The organism is Hydrogenophaga sp. FG152 (genome assembly GCF_057809615.1).
In genome coordinates this window covers 1-25,293 of sequence record NZ_JBMDKH010000017.1, presented here as the reverse complement: position 1 = coordinate 25,293, position 25,293 = coordinate 1, and the positions used below count along the sequence as shown (strand labels likewise).

Sequence of the window (25,293 nt, the reverse complement as noted above, 5' to 3'; positions counted from 1 at the left end):
CCAGTGTAAATATCGGTATCGGGCCGGTCCACCCCGACGCCTCGAACTGTTGTCCTGAGGCCCCAGACGGGCCCGTTCGTCGGAACCGCTGGACTCAGGCGGCCTCTGGTGGCACCACCAGCACGTCGTTTTCGGCCATTTCCAGCACGCGCTGCGCCACGCTGCCCAGCAGCAGGCCGAGCACGCCACGGCGCTGCTGCGTGCCCAGCACCACGAGGTCCGCCGGGTGCGCCTGCCCATGGGCGTGCAGCAGCAGGCCCGTGTCGCCATGCTCCAGCCAGGTGCGCAGGCGCAGGCCCACATCACCGGGCAGTTCGCACGACTGGATGAAGGCCTCGGCCTCGCGTTCTGCCTGAGACAGGCCGTCGGCGCGCACCTTGGTGGTGTCCACGCCGCCGATCGCCGGGTACGGGTTGTCGAAGGCGTGGAACAGCGTGAGTTCGGCCTGGGGAAAGAGCGCGGCGGCGGTGCGCAGGGTGTGGCGCGACGCGGGCGAAAAATCGCTGGCCACGATCACGTGGCTGTAGGTCGCGCGCGGCCGGTTGCGCACCACGAGCAAAGGCACGGGCGAGCGGCGCGCCAGGGCATCGACGGTGGAGCCCAGCACCACGCGGCTGAGCGCCTCGTTGCGCGCCACACCGGTCACGATCAGGCCACTGCCCTCGGCCATGGCCACGGTGAGCACAGTGTCGGTGACGGCGCCCTGCTCGACCCGGGGCACCAGCGGCAGCTCACCGTCTTCGCACGCGAGGTCGGCGCGCAGCCGCTGCTCCACCATCGCCCGGCGCGCGGTGCCGCCGCTCAGGCCCGATGCGCGCGACAGCACCGAGGTGGGTGCCTCGGCCGGCTCGGGCTCGACCACCATCAGCGCGACCAGGCGCGCGTCCCACTCGCGCGCCAGGCGCACAGCGCGGTCCAGGGCGCGGTCGCTGCGGCTGCTCAGGTCGGTGGCCAGCAGGATGTGGCGCGGGGTGGCGGGTGTGCTCACGCGAAAGCTCCTTTCAAGGTGACCGGCACGCGGAGCGGGCCGTCGGGTTCAGACCTTGGAAGATACCAAACGGTCCTCGGCGCGCTGGTGGCCGTGCTCGGCCGCGCGGCACGCCGCCGAGCTCGTGCTCAGTCCGCCGGCCGCGCCACCCGGTGCAGCGCCCTGACCAGGTCCGACTCGGTGATGATGCCGGCCAGCCGGCGTTCCGTGTCGATGATGGGAATGTGGTGGTGCCCGCCTTCCGAGAACAGCGGCACCAGCTCGCTCACGTGCCGGTTGATGCTGGCCACGCGCACCTCGCGCGTCATCAACTGGCCCACCACCTCCGGTTTGTCCGAATGCACCGCGCCGCTGCGCCGCATCAGCGCGCGCAGTCGCTCGCCGATGCCTTCGTGCCGATCGAGCTCGGCGTGCCGCATGAAGTCCGACACCGTGACGATGCCCACGATGCGCCGCGCCCGGTCCACCACCGGCAGCGCCTTGATGCGATGCTGGCGCATCAGGCCCCAGGCCTCGCGCAACGGGGTGCCGAAGGACACCGCGATGGGCTCGGGCGTCATGATGTCGCCGCAGCGCAGGCTGCCGAAGTTGCGCTGGTAGGCCGCCGACTCGGCGTGGTGCAGCAGTTCCTCCAGGTCGTCGCGGCTCACGTCCAGCACCTGGTTGTAGTGCGCCAGCGCCGCGTCCAGGTCGGCCGCGCTGAAGCGGGCCGGGGCGGCGGCCGGCTCGTGCACCACGCGCACCTGGGCATGCGGGTAGCGCCGCCCGCTCAGGCTGTTGTAGACCACGCCCGCCACCACCAGCAGCAGCGAGTTCACGAACATCGGGAAGGCCGCGAAATGGAAACCCATGGCGCCCAATGAAGTCAGCAGCGCGGTCGCGCCGCCCGGCGGGTGCAGGCAGCGCAGCGCGAACATGAGCGCGATCGCCGCCGCCACGGCCAGCGCCGCCGCCCAGGCCGGGTCGGGCACCAGCATGGCGCAGGCCGCGCCCACCAGTGCCGAGAGCGTGTTGCCGCCCACCACCGACCAGGGCTGCGCCATCGGGCTCGCGGGCAGCGCGAACACCAGCACGGCACTCGCGCCCAGCGGCGCCACCAGCCAGGGGCCCATGGCATTCGCCCCCGCCCACCAGCGGCTCACCAGGGCCGTGAAGAGGATGCCCAGGCCTGCGCCGGCCACACTGCGCCAGCGCTCGTGGGCATCGACGCGCACCGGCGCCGGCCAGAACGCCGCGAGGAAACGGGTGGCACCTTCGAAGCGCGCGGCGGGAGGCTGGCCATCGGGGTTCAAACGGGTCTCCGGAAGTCTTGAGATGGATCAGGGAAGCGCCGCTTGGCGGCCCTGGCGCGCGCGGGGGAGATCGATCTCCCATAAGATTGATTCTAGATGGATCTTTTTGCGCGCCGAGGGCGCGGGGGGTCCGTGCACGGGAAACATCATGAGCGTCATGGCGGTCTGCACCGAGGAAGAGGTTTCGAGCATGGTCCATGCGTTCTACGCGCGGGTGCGGCGCGACGAGGTGCTCGGTCCCATCTTCAACGCCCGCATCCACGACTGGGACCGCCATCTGACGCACCTGGTGGACTTCTGGTCCTCCATCCTGCGCCGCACCGGCCGCTTCACCGGCGCACCCATGCCGCGCCACGCCGCCCTGCCCGGCCTCACGCCGGCCCTGTTCCAACGCTGGCTGGCCCTGTTCCGCGAGACCACCGACGCCCTGCCCAACCGCGCCATGGGCGAGCAGGCCTTCGCCATGGCGCAGCGCATCGCGCAAAGCCTCTGGTACGGCTACCAGATGAGCAACAGCCCGGACGAGGTGCCCGCCGACCTGTTGCTCGACGGAGGCCCTCCGTGCGCCTGACCACCATGACCGACTACGCCCTGCGCCTGCTGATGTACCTCGCGCAGCAGCCGGATCGCCTGTGCACCATCGCCGAGGCCGCGCAGGCCCACGGCGTCTCCGAAGCCCACCTCATGAAGGTCACGCACCACCTCGGCCTGCTGGGCTGGATCGAGACCGTGCGCGGCAAGGGCGGCGGCATGCGGCTGGCGCGCGACCCTCACGAGATCGGCCTGGGCGAGGTGGTGCGCGACATGGAGCCCGATTTCCACCTGGTCGAATGTTTCTCCAGCGGCAACACCTGCGTGCGCACGGGCGACTGCGCCCTGACCGGCGTGTTGCACAGTGCTCTGCAGGATTTCCTGGCGCGGCTCGACGGCGTCACGCTGGCCGACATCGTGCCCACGCGGCCCCTGCCAGCCACCCGCGTCGCGGTGCACCGCGTGGCGGTGCGCTGAGGCCTCAGGCCCGGGGCGGGTTGGGCCGTCCCAGCTCGACGATGGGCCCGGTGGAGGCGTACTGGTTGCCGCCCAGGCGCGTGAGCGGGCGCGTGCGCACCACGTCGAAGCGCCCGCTGGGTTCGATGAACTGGTCGTCCAGGTGCAGCGCCACCACGCGGCCGAAGACCACGTTGCTGAACGTGTCCCCGGGGCCGACGGGGTCGATGTTGATGATCTGCAGCAACTGGCATTCCATGCAGGCCGGCGACGCCGCCACGCGCGGCGGCCGCACCTTGCGGCTGGCGGCCTTCTCCAGGCCGGCGATCTTGAACTCGTCCGTGCCGTGAGGCGCGTTGAACGAGGACAGGTTCATCTGCTCGCGCAGGTCCCAGGTCACGAGGTTGGTGACGAACTCGCCCGTGGCGCGCACGTTGGCGATGGTGTCCTTCACCTCGCGGTCGTCGGGCGCGTTGCACGAGAACATGACCACCGGTGGCGCGGTGGACACCAGGTTGAAGTGCGAGAACGGCGCGAGGTTCACGCGGCCGTCCGCGCTCACGGTGCTGATCCAGCCGATGGGCCGGGGCGCGACGATGGCGTTGAAGAGGGAACGTTTGAAGTCGGTCGCGGTGTCGAGGTCGAGGTACATGGCAGGAGGATCCGGAAAAATTCAGCGAACAGGGTTGACGATGGCGGCACCCGGTTCCCCGCGCACCACTTTCGCGAGGTTCTCGGCGGCCTGCTGGCGGCGGCCGAAGAAGCCCTCCCAGGTCCACGAAGCCACGTGCGGCGTGCTCAGCACGCGCGGGTGGGCGAGCAAGGGGTCGTCGCGCGCCGGGGGTTCGGGGTCGAACACGTCGAAGGCCGCACCGGCCAGCGTGCCGGCGTCCAGCGCGGCGACCAGCGCCGGCGCATCCACCAGCGTGGCGCGCGCCGTGTTGATCAGCACGGCGCCGGCTTTCATGCGCGCGAGCGCCGCCGCATCGAGCAGCGGGCGGTCGCCGGGCAAGGCCGGGCAATGCAGCGACACCGCGTCGCTCTGCGCCAGCAGCTCGTCCATGCCCACGGCTTGCACGCCGGCGGGGAGGTCGCGGGCCAGCGGGTCGTGCACCAGCACGCGCACGTTCCAGCCCGCCACGCGCTGCGCCAGCGCGCGCCCGATGCGGCCAAAGCCCACGATGCCCAGCGTGCTGCCGTCCAGCCCGCCAGCAAACACCTGGGGGCTGCGCCAACCGCCGCCCTGCAGGTAGCTGCGGGTCCACACGTGCAGCTGCTTGCGCAGCGCCAGCAGCAGGGTCATGGCGTGCTCGGCCACCGCCACGGAATCGTTGCCGCCGGGCGTGTTGCAGACAGCAATGCCCAGGTCGCTCGCGGCCGCCACGTCCACCGTGTCCACGCCGACGCCGATCTTGCTGATCACCTGGAGGCCGGGCAAGGCGGTCATCACCTCGCGCGTGACGCGGATGCCGCCGGAGATCAGCACGCCCTGGCAACCCTTGGCGTCGGCGATGAAGTCGGCCTCCAGGTGGCGGCGGTAGCCGGGGTCGTGGTTGGGCTTGCCCAGGCGCACGTCGAAGCCCTGTTCGCGCAGCCAGGGAATGCTGGGGTCGTCGGGCATCACGCGCTCCCAGATCAGGACGGGTTCGTTTCGTTGGGCGTTCATCAGGCGGGGTCTTCTCCGGAAGGGGGATCAGGCGTCGGGGAAACCGAACACGCGGGCGGGGTTGCGGGCCAGGATCTGCTCGCGCAGGGCGGCGTCGGGCACGGCGCGCGCGAACAGCTCGACCAGGTCGGCGTCGTTGGGCATGGTGGTCGTGGCCGCGTCGTACAGCGGGTGCGGCCAGTCGGTGGCCCAGAGCATGCGCCAGGGGTTGAGGGCGACCACGCGGCGGATCAGCTCGACCGCATCGTCGTATGGCGGTGCGAAGCGGTGGTCCACGCGCGAAACCTTCACCCACCAGTGGCCGCGCGTGACGGCCTCGCGCAGGAAGCGGAAGCCCTCGCCGTCGAGGTCGCCCGGGTTCAGGTAGGCCAGGTGGTCCACCACCACTTCGGCGCGCAGGTCCAGCAGCAGGCGCGCGTGCGCCGCCAGCTCGTCGGCGGTGGCATGCAGCGAAATGATCCAGCCCAGGGCCTCGGCGCGGCGCACCTGACGGCGAAAGGCCACGGCGTCGAACGCCGCACCGAAGCGCGAGAGGATGTTGAAGCGCGCGCTGCGCACACCCGCCGCATGCAGCTCTTCGCAGGCCGCGTCGGACACGCTGTCGTCCAGCAGGGCCACGCCCCGGTAGCGCGCCGGGTCCGCGCGCAAGGCGGTGAGCAGCACCGCGTGGTCGTTGCCGTACACCGAGGGCTGCACCAGCACCGCGCGCTGCACGCCCAGCCGCTCATGCAGGGTGCGCAGCTCGTCGAGCCAGGCCACCGGCGGCTCGTAGCGGCGGCCGGGCAGCAGCAGGTCCACGCGCGCAGGGTCGAAGACGTGGACCGCGCAGTCGCACGACAGCGGCGGCAGCGCCACCGCCGGCTCGCGCGTGTCGCGCCGCCAACCGTGGTGCGCGTTCACGCGGACGCCGCGCTGGCGCTGTAGTCGCCCGCGTTGTGGACCCAGCCGCGTGCGATGAAGTCCTCGCGCGGCGGACTGAACAGGTCGATCAGCAGGTGGTGACCATCGCCCACGCCCTCGGTGGTGTGCACCAGGTCCACCGGCACCACCACCAGCGAGGGCGATGGCGCAGCCAGGTGCTCGTCGTCGCGCCAGAGGTTGGCGTCCTTGCCCCAGTTCACCCGCAGGTGGTGGATGAAGTTGCCTGCCAGCGCGAGCGAACCCTGTTCGAGGTCGCTGTGGCTGTGCGGGCTCAGCGCCGTGCGGTCGCGCACGCCGTGGTACTCCACCCAGTTGATGCTGAGGGTGTCGGTCTGCAGCATCTTCAGGCGCGGGTTGTCGGCCGGTGCCGGCACCTTCGCCATTTCGAATACCTGCACCAGCGGCGCGCCGGGCTTGCGCCGGAACGGTCGGCCGGTGGGCTTGATGCGCGCATCCGGCTCGGCGTAGGCGCTTTCGTTGAGCACCGTGGCGGGCTCGATGTCCGGGCGGTTCGAGGCGATCACCGCGCAGGTGCCGGGCACGGCGAGCCGCACGCTGGAGCGGCCGGCGGCCAGCACGCACACGCAGCCCGCGTGGGGCACCACCCCGCTGGGCCCCTGCCCGGCTGGCGAGATGACCGCGCCCGCATCGGGAAAGACCAGCAGCATCTCGGCGGTGCTCTCGACCTCGAAGGGCTCGGTGCCCGCCTCGATCCATTCCACGATGAGGTTCTGCGCGCGCATGCGCCGGTGGCGGTTGCCCGCGACAGTGAGCGCGGGATGGTCGAGAAAGGCCGCGAAGCTGCGTGGACGGACACCGGGGGACGAGGGGGCGGGCGTGGATGGCATGAAGGGTGCGAGGAATGGATCGGGAATGCGGTGATCATCACCCGGCCTGCGCCATCGAGGCAATGCGAACGCGGCCGTTTTCTGCCTGCCGGAAAGCGGGCCGAGTTTCGTTGACACCCCTGGAGCCGCTCGGGAATCATCGATCGATTCCTTTTCTTCCATCGAGACCCGGAGACATTCATGAAACCACTTCAACGCACCCTGCTCGGCGCGCTGGCCGGTGCCGCCCTCGTGCTGGGCGCATCCGCAGCGCACGCCCAGGCGGACGATTTCCCCAACAAGCCCATCCGCCTGGTGGTGCCGTTCGCCGCGGGCGGCACCATGGACCTGTTCGGCCGCCTCGTGGGCGGTGAGATGGCCAAGGCCTTGGGCCAGACCGTCGTGGTCGAGAACATGCCCGGCGCGGGTGGCTCCATCGCCACCGGCAACGTGGCGCGCTCCGCGCCCGACGGTTACTCGATCTGCTTCTGCGCCACCGGCAGCACGGTGATCCTGCCGCTGATGGACGCCAAGCTGCCCTACAAGGTCGCCACCGACTTGCCGCCCGTGGGCCATGTGCTGCGCATCGAGCAGACCATCCTCGTCAACGCCGAGAAAGGCGCACCCAACCTGGGCGCGCTGGTCGGCAAGGCCAAGGGCAAGCCAGGCGGCATGTTCTACGGCACGCCGGGCAACGGCACCTCCAACCACCTGGCCGGCGAGCTGTTCAAGATCGCGGCCGGGCTGGACATCGGCACCGTGCACTACAAGGGCGAGTCCGCCGCCGTGCTGGACCTGCTCACCGGCCAGATCGACTTCATGGTGGCCTCGGTCTCCTTCGCCGATCCGCAGGTGAAGTCGGGCAAGCTGCGCATCCTCGCGCTCACCGGCCCCAAGCGCGTCTCCGCCTACCCCGACGTGCCCACCATCGCCGAGTCCGGCTACCCCGGCTACGAAGCCACCACGCAGGTGGGCCTGCACGTCGCCAAGGGCACGCCCCAGGCGCGCATCGACAAGCTCAACGCCGCGATGAACACCGCGCTCAAAAGCAAGGAGCTGCTGGACCGCATGGCCGCCAGCGGCGTCTCGCCCGTGGGCGGCACGCCCGACGGCTACGCCGCCTTCCTGCGCCAGGAGAACGACAAGTGGGGCAAGGTGATCAAGCAGGCCGGCATCAAGCTGGAGTAAGCCGACATGCCGACCACCCTGTTGATGCTCCCGCCCCAGATCCCCGCCACCCGTGACTGGGCGCAGCGGCTGGGCGCGGCCTTGCCCGAGCTGAAGATCGTCGTCGCCGAGACCGATGACGCGGCCCTGGCGGCCATCGGGCAGGCCGACGCGGCCGTGGGCACGCTCACGCCCGCGCTGCTGGCGGCCGCGCCGCGCCTGCGCTGGCTGCACTCGCCGCTGGCCGCGCCACCCACCGGCTACTTCTTTCCCGAGCTGGTGAGCCACAGCGTGACCGTGACCAACGTGCGCGGCATCTTCAACGACCACATCAGCGCGCACATCCTGTCCTTCGTGCTGGCCTTCTCGCGCGCGCTGCACCGTTTCATCCCGCAGCAGCAGCGCGGCGAGTGGCTGCAGCCACCGCGCTACGAAGGCACGGTCTACCTGCCGGAGGCCACGGCGCTCATCGTGGGCGTGGGTGGCATCGGCGCGGAAACCGCGCGCCTGCTCGCGGCCTTCGGTGTGCACGTGATCGGCACCGACGCGCAGCGCACCTCGCCCCCGGAAGGCATGGCCGAGCTGCACCCGGCGCAGGCGCTGGACGAGCTGCTGCCGCGCGCCGACTTCGTCATCGTCACCGTGCCACACACGCCCGAGACCGAAGGCCTGTTCGACCGCGCGCGCTTTCGGCGCATGAAGCGCGGCGCCTTCTTCATCAACATCGGGCGCGGCATGACCACGCGGCTGGACGACCTGCTCGCCGCTCTGCAGGCCGGCGAGGTCGGCGGCGCCGGGCTCGACGTGTTCGAGCAGGAACCCCTGCCCGTCGGCCACCCGCTGTGGACACAGCCCGGCGTGTTCATCACGCCGCACGTGGCCATGTGGGGGCCGTACTACAACGAGCGCCGCTACAAGATCCTGCGCGACAACTGCCAGCGTTTCCTCGCCGGCCAGGCCCTCGTCAACCGCGTCGACAAGGCGCTGTGGTACTGAGCCGGGGCCGCGCCATGGCGCTCAAGGGTATGATCCGCTCCCCCTCCCGCCCCTGCGGGAGCGGAGCGATGATGCCCATGGCCGACGACCCCGACGCCCCCGACGAGCAACCCAGTGGATCGATCCGGGCCATCTCGCGCGCGCTGCAGATCCTGCGGATCATGAACACGCAGCCGACCTGGAGCCTGCACAGCCTGCACCTGCAGACCGCGCTGCCCAAGTCCACCATCTTCCGCATCCTGCACACCCTGCAGCTCGAAGGCTATGTGCGGCTGGAGGGCGGCGTGGGCGTCTACCGCCTCACGGAAAAGATCCTGGAGATGAGCGGCGGCTTCACCGAGAAGTCGCTGTTGGTCGAGGTGGGATCGCCGCTGGCGCTGCGCCTGACCAAGGCCATCAAGTGGCCGGTGGCGCTGGGCGTGCTCGATGGCGATGCCATCGTGGTGCGCTACAGCGGCATGCCCTACAGCCCGATCGCCGCGCACTCCACCACCATCGGCCGGCGCCTGGGCCTGGCCGACACCGCCATGGGTCGTGTTTACCTGGCGTTCTGCCCCGAGGTGGAGCGCGAGATCCTGTTCGACATGCTGCGCGCCGCGCCCGGCGGCAGCCAGCTCGGCCACGAGGAGTTGCTGCTGCAGGAACTCGCGGCCATCCGGCAGCAGGGTTACGCCGTGCGCCAGCCCAATCCGCAACGGCGCACCGCCACGCTGGCCACGCCGGTGATGCACCGCACCGAGGTCGTGGGTCTCATGGGCATGACCACCTTCGGCAACCTCATGACACCGGCCACCGTGACGCAATGCGCGCCACAACTCCAGGCGGCCGCCGCCGCCGTGAGCGAGGCCTACGCCACGCGGCTGCCGCCCAGCCCGGACACCGGCGCGCCTTTCTGACCTGCGGAAAGTCGCGCCGCGGCGCTTGCCGCGCCGCACCGGCACCGTGACCATGGCGGCTTGGGCAACAACGCCCGCCATCCACAGGAAACACCGCTCGATGAAAACACGGGGCCACATCCGCCAACGCGAACTCACACTCGGCACGTTCGTGAAAACCGACTCCCCCCAGATCACCGAGATCCTGGGCACGACCGATCTGGACTTCGTCGTGGTGGACGCCGAGCACGCGCCCTTCGACCGCCTCGCGCTGGACCGCCACATGATGGCCGGGCGCGCCAGCGGCATCCCGGTGCTGGTGCGCATCCCCGACACCGCGCCCGCCACCATCCAGTCCGTGCTCGACCTGGGCGCTGCCGGCCTGCTGGTGCCGCGCGTGGACAGCGCGGCGCAGGCCCGTGAAGTGGTCTCGCGCGCCCGCTACCGCCAGGGCAGCCGGGGCTTTTCCATCTCGCCGCGCTGCGCCGGCTACGGCACCCTGCGCATGGCCGATGCGCTGGACGCGGGCGACCAGACGCTGATCCTGTGCCAGATCGAAAGCCCCGACGGCGTCACCGAGGCCTTCGACATCGCCTCCACCCCGGGCGTGGACGGCCTTTTCATCGGCCGCGCCGACCTCGCGCTGTCGATGGGCCTGGACGACAACCGCGCGCCGGCCGTGTCCGAGGCCTGCGATCGCATCATCGAGGCGGCGAAGGCGGCCGGTGTGAGCGCGGCCATGTTCGTGCCCAACGAGGCCGAGGCCATCGCGTTCCGCGGGCGCGGCATCGACTGCTTCGTGGTCTCGTCCGACCAGTCGCTGCTGCGCCAGGCCACCCAGCAGTTCGCGGCCGCGTCCACCGCCCTGCGCCAGAGCGCGCGCTGACAGCTCAGGCCGCCATGCCCAGGCGGCGCATCCAGCCGGCCAGCGCCTGCTCGTCGGCGTTACCGGCCTGGTAGGCCGCCAGCATGGCGGCGTGCGACTCGGGCCGGTGCTGGTTGAGCTTGACCTTGCACTGAAGGTTCGTCACCCGCAGTTCGAAGGCGGTGATGCCCTGCATCAGCTTGTGCTGGAAGTCCTCTTCCAGCCCGCGCCACTGGTCCGCATAGGCCGGGTCGTGGTCGTGGATCAGGTGCTTGAGCAATCGGTCCTTGGTGTCGAAGCCGTCCAGCACACGCGCCTGCACCGTGGCGTGCACCGCCAGGTAGTTCCAGGTCGGCACGCGGGTCAGATCGGGGTAGACGCGCGGCGTCATGTAGGCATGCGGCCCGAGAAAAGTCACCACCGCCTGCGGGCGCGCCGCCAGGTAGCGCCCGTGCGGGTTGGGCTTGGCGCAGTGGCCCAGCAGCGTGAGGCCACCGTCTTCCTCCAGCAGGTGCAGCGGCAGGTGGGTGACGAAGGGCAGGCCCTCGTCGTCGGTGGAGATCAGGCTGGCGAACGGGTGCGCGCGCAACAGCTCCAGGGCGATGGCGGGGTCCTTGGCAGCGAACTGAGGTGGCAGGTACATGGGGCGGCCTCTTGTGGGAACGGATCACTGTAACGCCGGTTCGCTTTCGCCACGCCCGCTTCTATCATCCGTGCATGACCCTGCGCATCGCCTTCGCACTGGTGTGGTCCCTCGCCTGTCTGAACGCCACGGCCCAGACCGGCGGCCCCGTGGCCCCGGGCAGCGGCCCGGCCGCGCAGCGCCCCCGCATCGCCCTGGTGCTCTCGGGCGGCGGCGCCCGGGGCGGCGCGCACATCGGGGTGCTCAAGGTGCTGGAGGAGCTGCGGGTGCCGGTCGACTTGGTCGTGGGCACCAGCGCCGGCGCCATCGTGGGCGCGGCCTACGCCACCGGGCTGCCGCTGGCCACCATCGAAGAGGAAATGAAAGGCCTGAGCACGGCCACGCTGTTCCACGACGTGGTGCGCGACAACCTGCCGATGCGGCGCAAGGCCGACGACGCGGCCAACTACGTCGGCCCCGAGATGGGCCTGGGCCCGCATGGCCTCTCGCTGCCCAAGGGCGCGGTGGCCGGCGTGGCGCTGGAGGCCGTGCTGCGCCGCCTCACGGCGCGCCAGCGCAGCGTGAACTTCAACCACTTCCCGGTGCCCTTCCGGGCCATCGCCACCGACCTCGCCACCTCCGAGATGGTGGAGCTCGACCACGGCAGCCTCACCCAGGCCGTGCGCGCGAGCATGGCCATCCCGGCCGTCATCAGTCCGGTGGAGCTCGAGGGCCGCCTGCTGGTGGACGGTGGCGTCACCCGCAACCTGCCGGTGGACGTGGCGCGCCGCATGGGCGCGGACATCGTGATCGCGGTCAACATCGGCACGCCGCTGCTGCGCCGGGAGGACATCACCTCCCTGCTCTCGGCCTCCGAGCAGATGCTGCGCATCCTCACCACGACCAACGTCGCGCAGTCGCTCAAGGAGTTGGGCCCGCGCGACGTGCTCATCACGCCCGACCTCAGCCGCGTGAGCAGCAGCGACTTCGACCACCTCTCCGACGCCGCCCGGGCCGGTGAGGCCGCCGCGCGCGCGGCCAGCGCGACCCTGGCCGCCCACGGCCTGAGCCCAGCCGAATTCAGCGCGCTGCTGGCAGCGCGCGAGGCGGCGCAGGATCCCGGCGGGCAGCGCATCGACGCCATCCAGGTCAGCGGCACGCAGCGCGTGAACCCGCAGGCCGTGCTCGACGGCATGCAGACCCAGCCCGGCGAGGCCTTCGACGCGAGCCGCGTGGACCAGGACCTGCAACGCCTGTACGGCTGGGGCGACTTCGAGGCGGTGAGCTACACCTTCAGCGAAGAACCCGGCCAGGGCCGCGTGCTCACCGCCCGCGTCACCGAAAAATCCTGGGGCCCGCACTACCTGCGTTTCGGCCTGGGCCTGTCGTCCGACTTCGCCGGCGGCTCCTTCTTCAACCTGCTGGCCACCCACCGCGCCACCTGGCTCAACCGCCTCGGCGCCGAATGGCGCAACGACATCCAGATCGGCCAGACCGACCGCCTGCGCACCGAGTGGTTCCAACCCCTGCATCCCACACAACGGGTTTTCGCGGCGGCCCACCTGGGCGGCGAGCGCAGCCCCTTCGAACTGTTCAGCGACGAGGGCGTGCGCGTGGCGCGCTTCCGGCTGGAGCACTACGGCTACGGCGCCGACCTGGGCCTGCAGCTCGGCACGCAGGGGCAACTGCGCCTCGGTGTGCGGCAAGGCCGCGTGCGCCTGCAGAACGACACCAGCCTGCTGCCGCCCGGCCTCTTCGAGGCCGACGCCGACACCGCCGCCCTGGTGCTGCGCCTGCAACTGGACACGCTGGACAATGTGCGCTTTCCGCGCACGGGCTACGCGCTGGACGTGAAGCTGCACCAGTCGCAACCGCGCTGGGGCGCGAGCGACGACTACCGCAAGCTCTCTGCCGCGTTCCGCACGGCGGTGGGCTTCGGCCGGCACGCGCTGGAGTTCTCCGCGCAGGGCGTGAAAGCCAGCGGCGGCACCCTGCCTGCCTACGAGACCTCCTTCCTGGGCGGCTTCCAGCGCCTCTCGGGCTACAAGACCAACGAGGTCTTCGGCAACGAATTCGTGCTCGGCCGCGTGAACTACAGCCACCGGCTCACCAACGTGGGCTTCCTCGAGGGCGCCTATGCCGGCGTCTCGCTCGAAGCCGCGCGCATTGGCGACACGGCCTTCGGCCCGCAACGCGAGAAGAGCCGCTACGGCTTCGCCGTCTACCTCGCCATGGACACGCCCCTGGGCCCGGTTTACCTGGCCCTGGGGCGCGGCGACCACCGCCGCCACGCGGCCTACTTCTACCTGGGGCAGCCCTGACCACTGCCATACCGCCATGAACCTCCTGAACCACCCCGCCTTCCAAAGTCTTGTGCTGCCCCTGCTGCTGTGCATCGGCGGCGTGGCGGCCCTGCTGCGCACCACCGGCCCGAACCGGGCCGCGCTCGGCGCCGCCCTGGGCCTGCTGGTGGCGCTGGCCTGGTTTCCCGGTTTCGATTGGCCGGCCACCGCGCGCGCGCAGAAGCTGCCCTGGGTCGCACTTGCGGGCACGGTGATCGCGGCGCTGCTCCTGTGGCGAGCGGCCCGGGGCCTGCCCACCCCGCGCCCCTGGTGGCGCGGCATCGCCCTGGCCGCCGTGCTCACCGTGGCCTGCCTGGGGCTGGCCGCGGCGGCGGGGCTCGGGGGTTCGCTGCTGCTGGCCCAGCTGGCGCTGATGGTGGCGGTAGCCACCGCCGTGCCCGGTCTGTGGTCGTGGTGGCGGCCCTCGTCGGGGCTGTGGATGGCCCCGGCCGCGCTGCTGCCCCAGTTGCTGGCCGCGCTGTGGATCGCGGCGGCCCTGCCCATGGCGCCGTGGAACGCCGGGGCCGCCGACACGGCCACCGACGACCTCTACTACACCCCGCAGTGGAAATGACCCCACGGCCCGGGACCTCGCGCTCAATGCGATGATGGCCGCCATGCCATCACCCACGGACGCCACGACCGCCCAGGACATCCCCGCCGACTGGCCTGCGCTCTGGCAACAGATGCTGCAGGCCCGCACCACGGGCCAGGCCGCGCCGCTGCTGCGCTGGTGCGCGCAGCAAGGCTGGCAACTGGCGCCGATGGGCGACGCGCGCAGCGCCGAGCTGTTCACGCTCTACAAGCCCCTGCTCGATGCGCGCCAGGCCAGGGGCGGCGCGCCCTGGGCCGTGGCCCAGCTCGGCCAGAGCCTGGACGGGTTCGTGGCCACCGTCACCGGCGACTCCTACTACGTGAACGGCCCGCACTGCCTGCTGCACCTGCACCGCCTGCGCGCGCTGTGCGACGCGGTGCTGGTCGGTGCCGGCACGGTCGCCATCGACAACCCGCAGCTCACCACGCGGCGCGTGCCCGGCCCGCAGCCAGTGCGCGTGGTGGTGGACCCGGCCGTGCGGCTGGACGGCCAGTCGCGCATGTTCCGCGATGGGCAGGCACCGTCCCTCTGGGTCTGCGACGCGCGGCACGCCGAGCTGGCCCGCGAGCGCCTGGGCAGCGCCCCCGCCGAGGTGCTGGCGGTGGACGGCCTGCTCGACGACAGCGGTGAGGGTTACCGCCCCGCGCTCGTCGCGCGGGCGCTGGCCGCACGCGGCCAGCGCGTGCTGTTCGTCGAAGGCGGCGGCATGACGGTGTCGCGCTTCTTCACCGCCGGTGTGCTCAGCCGCCTGCACCTCATCATCGCGCCCGTGCTGATCGGCCAGGGCCGGCGTGGCCTGCGCGCGCCCGCGCACGACGTGATGGCCGACTGCCCCCGCCCGCCCACGCGCACCCTGCCGCTGGGCGAGGACATGCTGTGGGACCTGGACCTCAGCGGATCGAGCCGCGCGTGACGTCCCACCCGGACAGGGGCATGGTGGGCGCGCTCAGAGCAAGGGGCGCAGCTCGCGCGCCGCGTCCTGCAGCAACGGCAGCACGTCTTTCTGGAACACCGGTCCCTCGAAACGATCGGGCGCGGCCACCACGTTGAGCGCCGCGACCGTGCGGCCCTGCATGTTGCGCAGGGGCACTGCCAGCGCGAACACGCCCAGCTCATGCTCCTCTCGCGCAACGGCCATGTCATCGCTGCGCACTTGCGCGATGACGGCCCGAAAGGCCTTGTGTTCCACGGTGGTGTGCGGCGTCAGCCGGGGCAGCTCGCGGCCCTTGAGCCAGGCGGCGAATTCGGCGCGCGGCAGGCCCGCGAGCAGCACGCGGCCGGTGGACGTGGCGTGCGCGGGCAGGCGCGCCCCGAGGTGCAAGCCATAGGCCATGAGCCGCTGACCACCCAGCGAGACATTGCGCGCCACGATCACGACCTGGTCGCCGTCGAGCACGGCAGCCGAGTAGGACTCGCGCGTCTGCGCCGCGAGCCGGTTCAAGGTGGGCTGCAGCAGGCGCGGCAGGCGCGCCGAAGCCAGGTAGCTGCCCGAGAAGCGCAGCACCTTGGGCGAGAGCCAGTAGTGGCTGCCATCGGACTCCAGGTAACCGAGGTGCGCCAGGGTCAGCAGGTGGCGGCGTGCCGCGGCGCGCGTGAGACCCGCGCGCTCGGCGGCCTGGGTGGCGTTGAGGCGCTGGCGCTCGGTGTCGAAGCTCTCCAGCACCGCCATGCCCTTGGCCATGCCTTCGATGAAATCGGCTTTCGCCATGGGAGGGGGGGCTGTGCTCATGGGCCGATTATGCCCAGGGGCACCGGAATTTGCGCGGTGATCGCGCAAGAGTTTCGATCATCGCGCAAAGGCGCCTGCGCGGCGTTGCGCTGGCGGGGTCCCGTTTTTAAGCTGCGTTCGTTTCACCTCACGCCATTCCAGGAGACACCCCATGCGTACCCAGGTCGCCATCATCGGCGCCGGCCCCTCCGGCCTGCTGCTCGGACAGTTGCTGCACAAGGCCGGCATCGACAACATCATCGTCGAACGCCAGAGCGGTGAATACGTGCTCGGCCGCATCCGCGCCGGCATCCTCGAGCAGATCACCACCGACCTGTTGCGCGAGGTGGGCGTGGGCGAGCGCCTGGACGCCGAAGGCACCGTCCACCACAGCATCGAACTGGTGTTTGCCGGCACCCGCCATGCCATCGACGTGCACGGCCTGACCGACGGCAAGGTCGTCACCGCCTACGGCCAGACCGAACTCACGCGCGACCTCATGGAAGCGCGCAGCGCCGCCGCGCTGCCCACCGTGTACGAAGCCGCGAACGTGGAGGTGCTGGACTACGACAGCAACAGCCCGAAGGTGCGCTACCAGAAGGATGGCCGGACGCACGAGATCGAATGCGACTTCATCGCCGGCTGCGATGGCTTCCACGGCGTGTGCCGCGCCAGCGTGCCCAAGGGCGCCATCACCGAATTCGAGAAGGTCTACCCTTTCGGCTGGCTCGGCGTGCTGGCCGATGTGCCACCGGTCTCGCCCCACGCCATCGTCTACGCCAACAGCGAACGCGGCTTCGCCCTGTGCTCCATGCGCAGCCTCACGCGCAGCCGCTACTACGTGCAATGCCCGCTGGACGACAAGGTCGAGGACTGGAGCGACCAGCGCTTCTGGGACGAGCTGCGCCTGCGGCTCGACCCCGAGATGGCATCGCGCGTGATCACCGGCCCGACCATCGAGAAGAGCATCGCGCCGCTGCGCAGCTTCGTCGCCGAACCGATGCGCTTTGGCCGCATGTTCCTCGCGGGCGACGCGGCGCACATCGTGCCGCCCACCGGCGCCAAGGGCCTGAACCTGGCGGCCAGCGACGTCAAGTACCTCTCGGCCGCGTTCATCGAGTACTACCGCGACAAGACCTCCGCCGGCATCGACACCTACTCCGAGCGCTGCCTGCGCCGCGTCTGGAAGGCCGAACGTTTCTCGTGGTGGCTGACCTCGCTGATGCACCGCTTCCCCGACACCGCAGGTTTCGGCCAGAAGATCCAGGAAGCCGAGCTCGACTACGTCGTGAACTCGGTCTCGATGTCGCGCTCGCTGGCCGAGAACTACGTGGGCCTGCCGCTGAACTTCGGCGAACGCTGAACCCCGCGCGTCCCAGGAAGGCGGGCGACGGTGTCGCCCGTTGGCGCAGCGGCGGCCGGGCTTGCGGGTACATTGCGGCGACGACCTTCCACAGCCCGACCGCCATGAGTTCCTCCCCCCGCCCTGCCCCCGCCCTCCAGCCGCTGCGCGGCGTTCGCGTGCTCAGCCTCGCGCTGAACCTGCCCGGCCCGGCCGCCTTCATGCGCCTCAGGGCCATGGGTGCGCGCTGCGTCAAGGCCGAGCCGCCGGCCCCCAAGGGCACTCCGGCAGGCAGTTCGGGCGACCCCATGGGGCAGTACAACGCCCGCGCCTACGCGACCCTGCACGACGGCATCCGCGTGATCTCGATCGACCTGAAGTCCGAGAAGGGCCAGGCGGCGCTGCACAAGGAACTGGCGCGCACCGACGTGCTGCTCACCTCCTTCCGCCCTTCGGCGCTGGAGAAGCTGCAACTCGGCTGGAAAGGCCTGCACAAGCGCCACCCCGGGCTCTCGGTGGTGGCGATCGTGGGGGCACCCGGTGCCCGGGCGGAAGAGCCCGGCCACGACCTCACCTACCTCGCGGACGCGGGCCTGGTCACCGGCCTGGACCTGCCGGCCACGCTGTTCGCCGACATGGGAGGCGCGCTCATGGCCAGCGAAGCCGTGCTCAAGGCCGCGCTGGTCCAGAAGACCCAGGGCAAATCAAGCTTCCAGGAGGTCGCGCTGTCCGACGCGGCCGAGTGGCTCGCCCTGCCCCGCACCTGGGGCCTCACCCAGCCCGCCGGTGCGGTGGGCGGCGCCCATGCGGGCTACCGCGTCTACCCCTGCAAGGACGGCCGCGTGGCCGTGGCGGCCCTGGAGCCGCATTTCGCTGCCGCGCTGTGCGCCGCTGCGGGCCTGCCGGCGTCGGACATGCGCTCGCTGTTCAAGCCCGAGACGCACGCCGCGATCGCGGCCTTCCTTCTGGGCCGCACGCGAAAGCAGCTGGACCGGCTGGCCGTGGAGAAGGACATTCCGCTGCACACGCTGGCCTGACCCCGGCCAGCGGGCGGAGATCCGGACGCCTACTGCGCGCCCTTGCCCGTCAGCACCACGCCGACGGTTTCGAAGATGACCACGAGGTCGAGAAACAGCGAGTGGTTCTTCACGTAGTAAAGGTCGTACTGCAGCTTCTCCGCCGTGTCTTCCACGGTGGAGCCGTACTGGTAACGCACCTGCGCCCAGCCGGTCACGCCGGGCTTGACGCTGTGGCGCACCGCGTAGAACGGAATCTCCTGTGTGAGCTTCTCGACGAAGAAGGCGCGCTCGGGGCGCGGGCCGACCAGGCTCATGTCGCCGTTGAGCACGCTGAACAGTTGCGGCAGTTCGTCGATGCGCAGCTTGCGGATCACCTTGCCCACGCGCGTGACGCGGCTGTCGCCCGCGGTCGCCCAGCGGGGGATGCCGTCCTTCTCCGCGTCGGTGCGCATGCTGCGGAACTTCACGACGTTGAAGGGCTTGTTGTTCAGGCCCACGCGCTCCTGCTTGTACAGGATGGGGCCGGAGCTCTCCAGCTTGATGACGAGCGCCGCCACCAGCATGATGGGCAGGGCCAGCAGGATCAGCACGACTGCGCCCGCGATGTCGAACAGGCGTTTGATGGTGGTGCGCAGGAAGCCCTGGTCGAACCCCTCGCCAAAGATGAGCCAGCCGGCCGACACCGCATCGAGGCGGATCTGGCCCAGGTTCTGCTCGAAATAGGTGGCGATGTCGGTCACGCGCACGCCCGCGAGCTTGCAATCGAGCAGCTCGCGCATGGGCATGCTGCCGCCGCGGCGCTCGGAGAGCGCGATCACGATCTCGTGGACGCCCTTCTCGGCCACCACCTCGGTCAGCGACTGGCCCGGCTGCAGGGTGCCCCAGTTCGTCACGAGGTGCTCGCGCTCATTGGGGCTGGCGAAATAGCCGCAGAGCTCGGCGCTCGATGAGGCCTTGAGCAGGCTTTGCCCGACCGCCTGCGCTTTCGCGCCGGTGCCGTACACCAGCACCTTGCGGCGCGTGAGCGACTTGGGCAGGAACTCGCCGGTGAGCACCTGGATGACCAGCAGCAGGCCGGTGGCCATCATCACGATCACCACGGCCCAGGTGTGCCCGTAGAACGCCTTCATGGGCAGCAGCAGCAGCACGCCCACCACGATCAGGCCCATCATCATGAACGAGACCAGCACGCGGGCGCGCAACTGCGTGTTGTTGAACACGTTGCCCCGTTCGTACAGGCCCAGGGCCGAGTTGACCGCCAGGAAACCCACGCTCATGAGCAGCGCACGGAACAGGCCCTGCCCGATCTGCACGGCGGTCAGGTCTTCCGCGTCGGAAAGAAACACCAGGGTGGCCATGAACGCCGCGCTGATCAGGAGCAGGTCCATGAACATCTGCAGCAGCGTGCGGCGATCGAAGTAGTGGTTGAATAGCTTGATCAAACTTCTTTTTCCTGTAATGGGCCCGGGGGCTGTGCACGGCTCGGGCGCCCGTCCGAGAATACCGCCGACACCCCCTTCTGACGTTCTGTTACATCACGTGAATATTGCGGAATCCGGCGGAAGTGTGACGTTGTCAACAGGATCAGCAGCAGCATAAAAGCGATGCGCGGCAATTCGGTGACGCTGATGACCAGGCCGAGCACGCCCATGGCCGAGAGCGAGCCGGCCAGCGCCAGGGCCAGCGGATCCCCCGCCTTGAGGCCTTGTGCCACGCAGTGCCACGCCCACGCGGCCAGCAGTCCCAGCACCAGCCAGCCCAGCAGGCCACGTTCGACGAGGATTTCCAGGTACAGGTTGTCCATGTGCCACGGCTTGAAGCTGCTCTGGGCAGCGGGGAACCAGTGGCGCAACCCGGCCGAGAAGTCCGTGTTTTTCAGGATCTGCACGCCTTGCGGGTCCAGCAGCTCCGCCGCGTGGATGCGGGCCGCGTGCCCGGTGCTCAGCACCGTCAGCGCGAACATGCCGTCGCGCCAGGACACGGCACGGCTTGCGTCCGAAAAGACCTGGCCAGACAGCGGGATGTCGTGCCACTGGGCCGCGTCCGTCACGGCGGCCTCGGGCCTCACGTGCTTCCACTGGCATCGGAAGTCGTACAGCAGGTGCCGTTCGCACACGCTGAGCAGCAGCACCACCGGGGCGTCGGTCTCGTAGCGGATCCGCACGCGGTAGTGCCCTTGTGGGGCCAGCGGGATGCGCTGGGTGAGACCGAAGTCGTAGGCGGCCTCCTGGCGCGTGGGCGGCCCCGAGAGCACCACCTGCCCGGCGCCTGCCGCGTCGCGCCGCCAATGCGCCTGCCCGGGAAACTCGCCATCCGGCACGCGCGTGCTGTAGTGCGCGGGCAGGCGCCCCGCGCCCAGGCCCAGCACCCAGTCCGCGGGCGTGCGCAACAGGCCCAGCCCGCTCTGCCAGTGCGCCACGCGGTCCACCAGATCGGTTTCCGATTGCGCAAGCCGCCCCGTCATGAACGAGTGCCCACCGAGCACCCACACCGCCTCCGCCAGCAGCGCGAACACCAACACGCGCAGTGCCCAGCCGCGCCGCCGCCCGCCGGACGCCGGCTGGATCTGGCAGCGCCTGGCCACGATGGCCATCACCATCAGCGAGACCGTGACCGCGAGGTACAGCCCTCGGGAATACGTGGTCAGCACCGCGTAGGTGCCCAGGACCGCCAGGACCGCCGCGCACGCCCAGCGCCAGCCGCCCGGCGCCAGCCAGACCGCCCAGAACGCCAGGGGCACGGCCATCGCCAGGTAGGCGTCGATGGCGCCGCCGCCCACGTGCATTTCCCAGAAGCTCGCCACCGTGCGGTAGGAATCGGAGAAGTTCAACACGCCGACGTACCGCCCGCGCTCCCACAGCACGAGCACGCAGACCCAGGCCAGCCCGCAGAGCAGGCCCGCGAGGGTGAAGCGCGCCATCTCCCGCTGCCGCTCGACGGGCACCCGCCGCAGCACGGGATACAGCAGCAGCGCCCAGAGCAGGCTCTTGGACACGCGCAGCGGGTTGAATGCACTGGCGTAGTCCGCGTGCAGCGCCCGCAGCCAGCCGTCGCCCGAGGCCCAGCCGGCCGCCACCGACCGCGCGCTGACACCGGCGTCCCGCAGCCCGATGAACAGGCTCAACAATGCGGATGCACCCAGCGCGACGAGCAGCCCGACCCACACCCGGTCCTGGACCTGGGTCTCAGCGGATGAAGAGGACGCCGCACGGCCAGAAAAGGCCTCGAACCCGGACCGCGCATGCGCGCCCGCCAGCACCGCGAGCACCAGCAGATCGAACTCGTCGATCAGCCACCAGCCCGTGGAGGGCGCCAGGCTGGCCACGGGCAAGAGCATGGCCAGCAGTCCCCCGATGGTCCAGGGCCGCCAGGCGGCCCCGCCCATGCACAGGCACAAGGCGCCCACCAGAAGCGCGGGGGCCAGGGGATGTTGAACGGCCAGACCCAGGCAGGTCAGTGCCGCGAGGGCGCCCAGGATCAGCGCGCCTGATCGCGGGCGCGCCATGGCTCAGCGCCCGATGGGCAGGTAGTCGAAGCCCTGGCTGCGCACCCAGGCCGGGTCGTACAGGTTGCGCCCGTCCACGATCAGGGGCTGTTTGAGCTTGGCCTTGATCAGGTCGAAGTCGGGACTGCGGAACTCTTTCCACTCGGTCACGATGATCAGCGCGTCCGCCCCTTCCAGGGCCTCGTTCGGGTTCTGGGCGTAGCGCACGCGGGATTCGTCGCCCAGCACGCGCTGGGCTTCGTGCATCGCAACCGGGTCGTAGGCCGTGGCCGTGGCGCCGGCGGCCAGCAGATCGGCCAGCAGCTCCAGGCTGGGCGCTTCGCGCATGTCGTCGGTGTTGGGCTTGAAGGCCAAGCCCCACACGGCGAAGTGGCGACCTTTCAGGTCCGCGCCCAGCTTGCGCTTGATCTTGTCACCCAGCACGTGCTTCTGCGCATCGTTGGCCGCCTCCACCGCGGTCAGCACCTTCAGGTCCAGGCCGCCTTCGTCCGCCGCCGTCTTGATCAGGGCCTTGACGTCTTTCGGGAAGCAGGAACCGCCGTAACCAGCACCCGGGTACAGAAAGTGGTAACCGATGCGCGGATCGGAGCCGATGCCCTGGCGAACGCTCTCGATGTCGGCGCCCAGCTTCTCCGCGAGGTTGGCCAGCTCGTTCATGAAGCTGATGCGCGTGGCCAGCATGGCGTTGGCCGCGTACTTGGTGAGTTCGGCGCTGCGCACGTCGGTGACGATCAGGCGCTCGCGGTTGCGCTGGAACGGCGCGTACAGCGCGCGCATGAGGTGCACGGCCTGCTCGTCGTCGGCGCCCACGATGATGCGATCGGGCCGCATGAAGTCCTCGACCGCCGCGCCCTCCTTGAGGAACTCGGGGTTGGACACCACGGCATAAGGCGTGTCGACGCCGCGCTTCTGCAGCTCCTCGGCAATCGCTTCCTTCACGCGGTCGGCCGTGCCCACGGGCACCGTGCTCTTGTCCACCACCACCTTGTAGTCGGTCATGCGCTGGCCGATGCTGCGCGCCGCGGCCAGCACGTAGCGCATGTCGGCCGAACCGTCCTCATCGGGTGGCGTGCCCACCGCGATGAACTGGATGGTGCCGTGGTGCACGGCGCGGTCGACGTCGGTGGTGAAGTGCAGCCGCCCCGCCGCCACGTTGCGTTTGACCATCTCCTGCAGCCCGGGTTCGTAGATGGGAATGCCACCTTCCTCGAGGATGCGGATCTTGTCCGGATTGAGATCCAGACAAAGCACGTCGTTGCCCACCTCCGCCAGGCAGGCCCCGCTGACCAGACCCACATAACCCGTCCCTACCACAGTGATTTTCATGATGATTTTTCTCAGGCCGATAGATTCACAAAGCGCTCATCATAGCGACCGAACAAGTCGTTTTCAGCATCGAAATGCAGTCATAACGTTGCATTCGACACGCTCGCGGCTATCATGACCCAGACACGGAAACGGGGAACTCCATGGAACCGAGGCGCAGATGGTTGTGGTTCGCTGCGTCAGGCCTGCTGGTTGTCCTCATGGCCGCCACGGCCTTTCTGGTGAGCGATCGGGGGCAGCGCCTGTATGCCGAGGCCAGCTCCCGGAGTCCGCAGGAGCTGATCCGCTATGCACAGCACCGGCTGGAAGGCCACCGCGTCCTGGAGGGCTTGCTTCTTCCAGGACTGCACGCCTTGCAGCGCCGCTGGGAAAGGACACCACCACCGGGACCTTTGCCCACGCTAGGCAAAGGCCAGCAGATGGTTTCCATGGCGCCCCCGATGCCCGAAGGCGGCACGGTGATCCGCGTGGACACGGCCGCCGGCCTGGCACAGGCTCTCCGGGAGGCCGGCCCCGGCACCCACATCGTCATCGCACCCGGCCGATACAGCGTCAACAAGACCCTGCGGCTCGGGCAGGACGGCCTCGCACAGGCCCCCATCCTGGTGAGCGCCCTGGTGCCTGGCAGCGTCCAGCTGGACTTCACCCAGGTGGCGGGCATCCAGATCGACCGGCCCTACTGGGCCTTCGAAAACCTCGACATCCGCGGCGCCTGCGCGCGCGAACACGACTGCGAGCACGCCTTCCATGTGGTGGGTCGCGGCGCCTTCGCCACGCTGCGCAACAACCACGTCCAGGACTTCAATGCGCACATCAAGGTCAATGGCCTGGACGGCGAGTGGCCCGACCACGGTCTGGTGGCCTTCAACACCCTGACCAACCGCGCCACCCGGCAAACCGACAGGCCGGTCGTGATGCTCGACCTCGTGGGCGCCAGCCATTGGAAAGTGCAGGACAACCTGGTCACGAACTTCGCCAAAGGCCAGGGCAACCGGGTGGCGTATGGGCTGTTCATGAAGGGCGCCAGCGAAGGTGGGCGCATCGAACGCAACCTCGTGATCTGCTCGCCCACGGACGTGTCGCGCCCGGGCGAGCGGGTGGGCATCTCATTCGGCGGGGGTGGCACCCAACCGGCGGCGGTGTGCCGCTCGGACGGCTGCGCGGCCTTCGAGCACCGCCACGGGCTGGCCGCCAACAACATCGTCGCGCACTGCAACGATGCCGGGCTCGACATCAACCGCGCCAGCGACATCGTGCTGGCCCACAACACCCTGATCAACACGGCGGGTGTCTCCGCCCGGCGGGCCCCGGCACAGGCCCGCGTGCTCAGCAACCTGTTCGAAGGAAACATTTCGCAGCGGGATGGCGCGGCTTTGGGCCTCGAATGGAACACCCAGGCGCCGATGGCGCAGGTTTTCGTGAACCCGGATGCCTTACTTCTTCAATGGTTCGAGCCGCCAGAAACAATACCTTCGCGGACCTTTGTAACCAATGATTTCCGGGGTCTCGCGAGGCGGGGCGCCACGCTGCCGGGCGCGCTGGAGCAGGATTTCCCAGGGAAACCCGCACCGGTCTCCGCGAATTGACGCCAAGCCACCTGGACGGTCAATCTGACGGCAAGAAGTGCAACTCGTAACACGTGGCAACAGGGTTGTAGGGCGAGTCCTACGACAATCAGTGCCGAGGGGCATTTGGCGTGCCAGCCATTCCCTGGTTTCCCGGCCACGACTCCCATGCGCTTGGGCGCTCGGTCAGGTCGGGTTTTTTGTGCCATCGGCATTTCACGAGGTGTGTCCATGCTCCCGCATGTCGTCCTGGACAGCAAGCCTGTCGGTCAACGCTCCAACCGCTGAAATGCCGCCCGTAAAGTCAACTGACGCGCTTTTTTCGTGAACGTGGTCACAAGCCACCGCCATTTTCGACCGTTCGTTCCCGCCAGCACACCTCTCACCGGCATCGCCATGAACCCTTCCAAGACCCCCGCCATCCGCGACGCCAAGTGGCTTTCCGTGCTTTTCATGATGGCGGCCATCTCGGGTTGTGGTGGCGGCGGCGGTGGTGGAGGCACCGCGTCGGCACAAACCCCCGGCGAGACCCTGACCTCGACGCCCGCGCCGGCCCCGGCGCCCTCGATCTTCCCGCGTCCTCCGGCGCCCGCCCCTGCACCGGCTCCCTCCCCGGCGCCTGCGCCCGCACCGGCTCCGGCCCCCGCACCTGCGCCGGCCGCTGGCGCCGGCGGCCTGGCCTGCG

At 70.0% G+C, this 25,293-nt stretch carries 23 protein-coding genes and 1 pseudogene; 13 read left to right on the top strand and 11 right to left on the bottom strand.

Annotated features, from left to right (window positions below; translation table 11 throughout):
- Nucleotides 1-94: 94 nt before the first annotated feature.
- A complete protein-coding gene (locus tag ACODTB_RS19335) occupies nucleotides 95-988 on the bottom strand; it encodes a universal stress protein (protein WP_291118658.1) in 894 nt (297 codons plus the stop codon).
- Between the two features lie 128 nt (nucleotides 989-1,116).
- Complete coding sequence (locus ACODTB_RS19330) at nucleotides 1,117-2,280, bottom strand: HPP family protein (protein WP_488929643.1); 1,164 nt, start codon at nucleotides 2,278-2,280, stop codon at nucleotides 1,117-1,119.
- Nucleotides 2,281-2,428: 148 nt separating this feature from the next.
- Between ACODTB_RS19330 and ACODTB_RS19325 the strand changes: the two genes are divergently transcribed.
- Both ACODTB_RS19325 and ACODTB_RS19320 read left to right on the top strand, forming a co-directional pair.
- Complete coding sequence (locus ACODTB_RS19325) at nucleotides 2,429-2,851, top strand: group III truncated hemoglobin (RefSeq protein ID WP_291118656.1); 423 nt, start codon at nucleotides 2,429-2,431, stop codon at nucleotides 2,849-2,851.
- Entirely contained in the window at nucleotides 2,842-3,288 is a 447-nt protein-coding gene (locus tag ACODTB_RS19320) for an RrF2 family transcriptional regulator (RefSeq protein ID WP_291118654.1), read from the top strand. The genes ACODTB_RS19325 and ACODTB_RS19320 overlap by 10 nt, the downstream gene beginning before the upstream one ends.
- A gap of 4 nt (nucleotides 3,289-3,292) precedes the next feature.
- Here ACODTB_RS19320 and ACODTB_RS19315 read toward each other — a convergent pair whose 3' ends face one another.
- The 4 genes from ACODTB_RS19315 to ACODTB_RS19300 are packed head-to-tail and all read right to left on the bottom strand — an operon-like array spanning nucleotide 3,293 to nucleotide 6,702.
- The gene (locus tag ACODTB_RS19315) at nucleotides 3,293-3,919 is read right to left on the bottom strand and encodes a flavin reductase family protein (protein WP_291118652.1); all 627 of its coding nucleotides are present in this window, start codon (nucleotides 3,917-3,919) and stop codon (nucleotides 3,293-3,295) included.
- 21 nt (nucleotides 3,920-3,940) lie between these two features.
- Nucleotides 3,941-4,933: a 2-hydroxyacid dehydrogenase gene (locus ACODTB_RS19310; protein WP_291118650.1), complete on the bottom strand. Its 993-nt coding sequence runs from the start codon at nucleotides 4,931-4,933 to the stop codon at nucleotides 3,941-3,943.
- A gap of 27 nt (nucleotides 4,934-4,960) precedes the next feature.
- Nucleotides 4,961-5,833, bottom strand: a complete 873-nt coding sequence (locus ACODTB_RS19305) for an amidohydrolase family protein (RefSeq protein WP_488929642.1) — start codon at nucleotides 5,831-5,833, stop codon at nucleotides 4,961-4,963.
- A complete protein-coding gene (locus ACODTB_RS19300) occupies nucleotides 5,830-6,702 on the bottom strand; it encodes a cupin domain-containing protein (protein ID WP_291118646.1) in 873 nt (290 codons plus the stop codon). The genes ACODTB_RS19305 and ACODTB_RS19300 overlap by 4 nt, the downstream gene beginning before the upstream one ends.
- A 180-nt stretch (nucleotides 6,703-6,882) precedes the next feature.
- Here ACODTB_RS19300 and ACODTB_RS19295 point away from each other — a divergent pair, with 180 nt between their 5' ends.
- From ACODTB_RS19295 to ACODTB_RS19280, 4 genes are all read left to right on the top strand, one after another.
- Complete coding sequence (locus ACODTB_RS19295; RefSeq protein WP_291118643.1) at nucleotides 6,883-7,869, top strand: Bug family tripartite tricarboxylate transporter substrate binding protein; 987 nt, start codon at nucleotides 6,883-6,885, stop codon at nucleotides 7,867-7,869.
- A 6-nt stretch (nucleotides 7,870-7,875) separates the two neighbouring features.
- The gene (locus tag ACODTB_RS19290; protein WP_291118640.1) at nucleotides 7,876-8,844 is read left to right on the top strand and encodes a D-2-hydroxyacid dehydrogenase; all 969 of its coding nucleotides are present in this window, start codon (nucleotides 7,876-7,878) and stop codon (nucleotides 8,842-8,844) included.
- Between the two features lie 77 nt (nucleotides 8,845-8,921).
- The gene (locus ACODTB_RS19285; protein ID WP_291118637.1) at nucleotides 8,922-9,740 is read left to right on the top strand and encodes an IclR family transcriptional regulator domain-containing protein; all 819 of its coding nucleotides are present in this window, start codon (nucleotides 8,922-8,924) and stop codon (nucleotides 9,738-9,740) included.
- A gap of 100 nt (nucleotides 9,741-9,840) precedes the next feature.
- Nucleotides 9,841-10,605 carry an HpcH/HpaI aldolase family protein gene (locus tag ACODTB_RS19280; protein WP_291118634.1) on the top strand — a complete coding sequence of 255 codons (765 nt, stop codon included), beginning with the start codon at nucleotides 9,841-9,843 and terminating at the stop codon, nucleotides 10,603-10,605.
- A 4-nt stretch (nucleotides 10,606-10,609) separates the two neighbouring features.
- On the opposite strand, the gene ACODTB_RS19275 is transcribed toward ACODTB_RS19280, so the two are convergent.
- Nucleotides 10,610-11,227 carry an FMN-binding negative transcriptional regulator gene (locus tag ACODTB_RS19275; RefSeq protein ID WP_291118631.1) on the bottom strand — a complete coding sequence of 206 codons (618 nt, stop codon included), beginning with the start codon at nucleotides 11,225-11,227 and terminating at the stop codon, nucleotides 10,610-10,612.
- Nucleotides 11,228-11,301: 74 nt separating this feature from the next.
- Between ACODTB_RS19275 and ACODTB_RS19270 the strand changes: the two genes are divergently transcribed.
- The 3 genes from ACODTB_RS19270 to ACODTB_RS19260 are packed head-to-tail and all read left to right on the top strand — an operon-like array spanning nucleotide 11,302 to nucleotide 15,056.
- Nucleotides 11,302-13,527, top strand: coding sequence for a patatin-like phospholipase family protein (locus ACODTB_RS19270; protein WP_291118630.1), 2,226 nt, complete (start codon nucleotides 11,302-11,304; stop codon nucleotides 13,525-13,527).
- A 16-nt stretch (nucleotides 13,528-13,543) separates the two neighbouring features.
- Nucleotides 13,544-14,122: a hypothetical protein gene (locus ACODTB_RS19265; RefSeq protein ID WP_291118628.1), complete on the top strand. Its 579-nt coding sequence runs from the start codon at nucleotides 13,544-13,546 to the stop codon at nucleotides 14,120-14,122.
- Nucleotides 14,123-14,165: 43 nt separating this feature from the next.
- Nucleotides 14,166-15,056, top strand: coding sequence for a RibD family protein (locus tag ACODTB_RS19260; protein ID WP_291118625.1), 891 nt, complete (start codon nucleotides 14,166-14,168; stop codon nucleotides 15,054-15,056).
- A 33-nt stretch (nucleotides 15,057-15,089) separates the two neighbouring features.
- On the opposite strand, the gene ACODTB_RS19255 is transcribed toward ACODTB_RS19260, so the two are convergent.
- On the bottom strand, nucleotides 15,090-15,872 hold the full coding sequence (locus tag ACODTB_RS19255) for an IclR family transcriptional regulator domain-containing protein (RefSeq protein ID WP_291118623.1): 783 nt from the start codon (nucleotides 15,870-15,872) through the stop codon (nucleotides 15,090-15,092).
- Between the two features lie 151 nt (nucleotides 15,873-16,023).
- On the opposite strand from ACODTB_RS19255, the gene pobA reads away from it, so the two are divergent.
- On the top strand, nucleotides 16,024-17,214 hold the full coding sequence (gene pobA / locus ACODTB_RS19250; RefSeq protein ID WP_291118620.1) for a 4-hydroxybenzoate 3-monooxygenase: 1,191 nt from the start codon (nucleotides 16,024-16,026) through the stop codon (nucleotides 17,212-17,214).
- Nucleotides 17,215-17,318: 104 nt separating this feature from the next.
- Complete coding sequence (locus tag ACODTB_RS19245) at nucleotides 17,319-18,230, top strand: CoA transferase (RefSeq protein WP_488929641.1); 912 nt, start codon at nucleotides 17,319-17,321, stop codon at nucleotides 18,228-18,230.
- 29 nt (nucleotides 18,231-18,259) lie between these two features.
- Here the strand turns inward: ACODTB_RS19245 and ACODTB_RS19240 are convergent, their stop codons facing one another.
- The 3 genes from ACODTB_RS19240 to ACODTB_RS19230 are packed head-to-tail and all read right to left on the bottom strand — an operon-like array spanning nucleotide 18,260 to nucleotide 23,043.
- A complete protein-coding gene (locus ACODTB_RS19240; protein WP_291118614.1) occupies nucleotides 18,260-19,654 on the bottom strand; it encodes a TIGR03013 family XrtA/PEP-CTERM system glycosyltransferase in 1,395 nt (464 codons plus the stop codon).
- Nucleotides 19,651-21,717 (bottom strand): O-antigen ligase family protein, encoded by a 2,067-nt coding sequence (locus ACODTB_RS19235; protein WP_291118611.1) that lies wholly within the window; start codon nucleotides 21,715-21,717, stop codon nucleotides 19,651-19,653. The genes ACODTB_RS19240 and ACODTB_RS19235 overlap by 4 nt, the downstream gene beginning before the upstream one ends.
- A gap of 3 nt (nucleotides 21,718-21,720) precedes the next feature.
- Complete coding sequence (locus ACODTB_RS19230) at nucleotides 21,721-23,043, bottom strand: UDP-glucose dehydrogenase family protein (RefSeq protein ID WP_291118608.1); 1,323 nt, start codon at nucleotides 23,041-23,043, stop codon at nucleotides 21,721-21,723.
- A 200-nt stretch (nucleotides 23,044-23,243) separates the two neighbouring features.
- Between ACODTB_RS19230 and ACODTB_RS19225 the strand changes: the two genes are divergently transcribed.
- Together ACODTB_RS19225 and ACODTB_RS19220 are read left to right on the top strand one after the other, a co-directional pair.
- On the top strand, nucleotides 23,244-24,629 hold the full coding sequence (locus ACODTB_RS19225) for a right-handed parallel beta-helix repeat-containing protein (RefSeq protein ID WP_291118605.1): 1,386 nt from the start codon (nucleotides 23,244-23,246) through the stop codon (nucleotides 24,627-24,629).
- A 375-nt stretch (nucleotides 24,630-25,004) separates the two neighbouring features.
- A pseudogene (locus ACODTB_RS19220) lies at nucleotides 25,005-25,293 on the top strand (hypothetical protein); the annotation flags it as partial.

Coding starts and splice junctions, on each gene's coding strand:
- ACODTB_RS19315 (WP_291118652.1), bottom strand. CDS start 3,919: ATGTACCTCGACCTCGACACCGCGACCGACTTCAAACGTTCCCTCTTC.
- ACODTB_RS19235 (WP_291118611.1), bottom strand. CDS start 21,717: ATGGCGCGCCCGCGATCAGGCGCGCTGATCCTGGGCGCCCTCGCGGCA.
- ACODTB_RS19275 (WP_291118631.1), bottom strand. CDS start 11,227: ATGTACCTGCCACCTCAGTTCGCTGCCAAGGACCCCGCCATCGCCCTG.
- pobA (WP_291118620.1), top strand. CDS start 16,024: ATGCGTACCCAGGTCGCCATCATCGGCGCCGGCCCCTCCGGCCTGCTG.
- ACODTB_RS19255 (WP_291118623.1), bottom strand. CDS start 15,872: ATGAGCACAGCCCCCCCTCCCATGGCGAAAGCCGATTTCATCGAAGGC.
- ACODTB_RS19290 (WP_291118640.1), top strand. CDS start 7,876: ATGCCGACCACCCTGTTGATGCTCCCGCCCCAGATCCCCGCCACCCGT.
- ACODTB_RS19300 (WP_291118646.1), bottom strand. CDS start 6,702: ATGCCATCCACGCCCGCCCCCTCGTCCCCCGGTGTCCGTCCACGCAGC.
- ACODTB_RS19285 (WP_291118637.1), top strand. CDS start 8,922: ATGGCCGACGACCCCGACGCCCCCGACGAGCAACCCAGTGGATCGATC.
- ACODTB_RS19245 (WP_488929641.1), top strand. CDS start 17,319: ATGAGTTCCTCCCCCCGCCCTGCCCCCGCCCTCCAGCCGCTGCGCGGC.
- ACODTB_RS19270 (WP_291118630.1), top strand. CDS start 11,302: ATGACCCTGCGCATCGCCTTCGCACTGGTGTGGTCCCTCGCCTGTCTG.
- ACODTB_RS19310 (WP_291118650.1), bottom strand. CDS start 4,933: ATGAACGCCCAACGAAACGAACCCGTCCTGATCTGGGAGCGCGTGATG.
- ACODTB_RS19265 (WP_291118628.1), top strand. CDS start 13,544: ATGAACCTCCTGAACCACCCCGCCTTCCAAAGTCTTGTGCTGCCCCTG.
- ACODTB_RS19325 (WP_291118656.1), top strand. CDS start 2,429: ATGAGCGTCATGGCGGTCTGCACCGAGGAAGAGGTTTCGAGCATGGTC.
- ACODTB_RS19225 (WP_291118605.1), top strand. CDS start 23,244: ATGGCCGCCACGGCCTTTCTGGTGAGCGATCGGGGGCAGCGCCTGTAT.
- ACODTB_RS19260 (WP_291118625.1), top strand. CDS start 14,166: ATGCCATCACCCACGGACGCCACGACCGCCCAGGACATCCCCGCCGAC.
- ACODTB_RS19295 (WP_291118643.1), top strand. CDS start 6,883: ATGAAACCACTTCAACGCACCCTGCTCGGCGCGCTGGCCGGTGCCGCC.
- ACODTB_RS19230 (WP_291118608.1), bottom strand. CDS start 23,043: ATGAAAATCACTGTGGTAGGGACGGGTTATGTGGGTCTGGTCAGCGGG.
- ACODTB_RS19280 (WP_291118634.1), top strand. CDS start 9,841: ATGAAAACACGGGGCCACATCCGCCAACGCGAACTCACACTCGGCACG.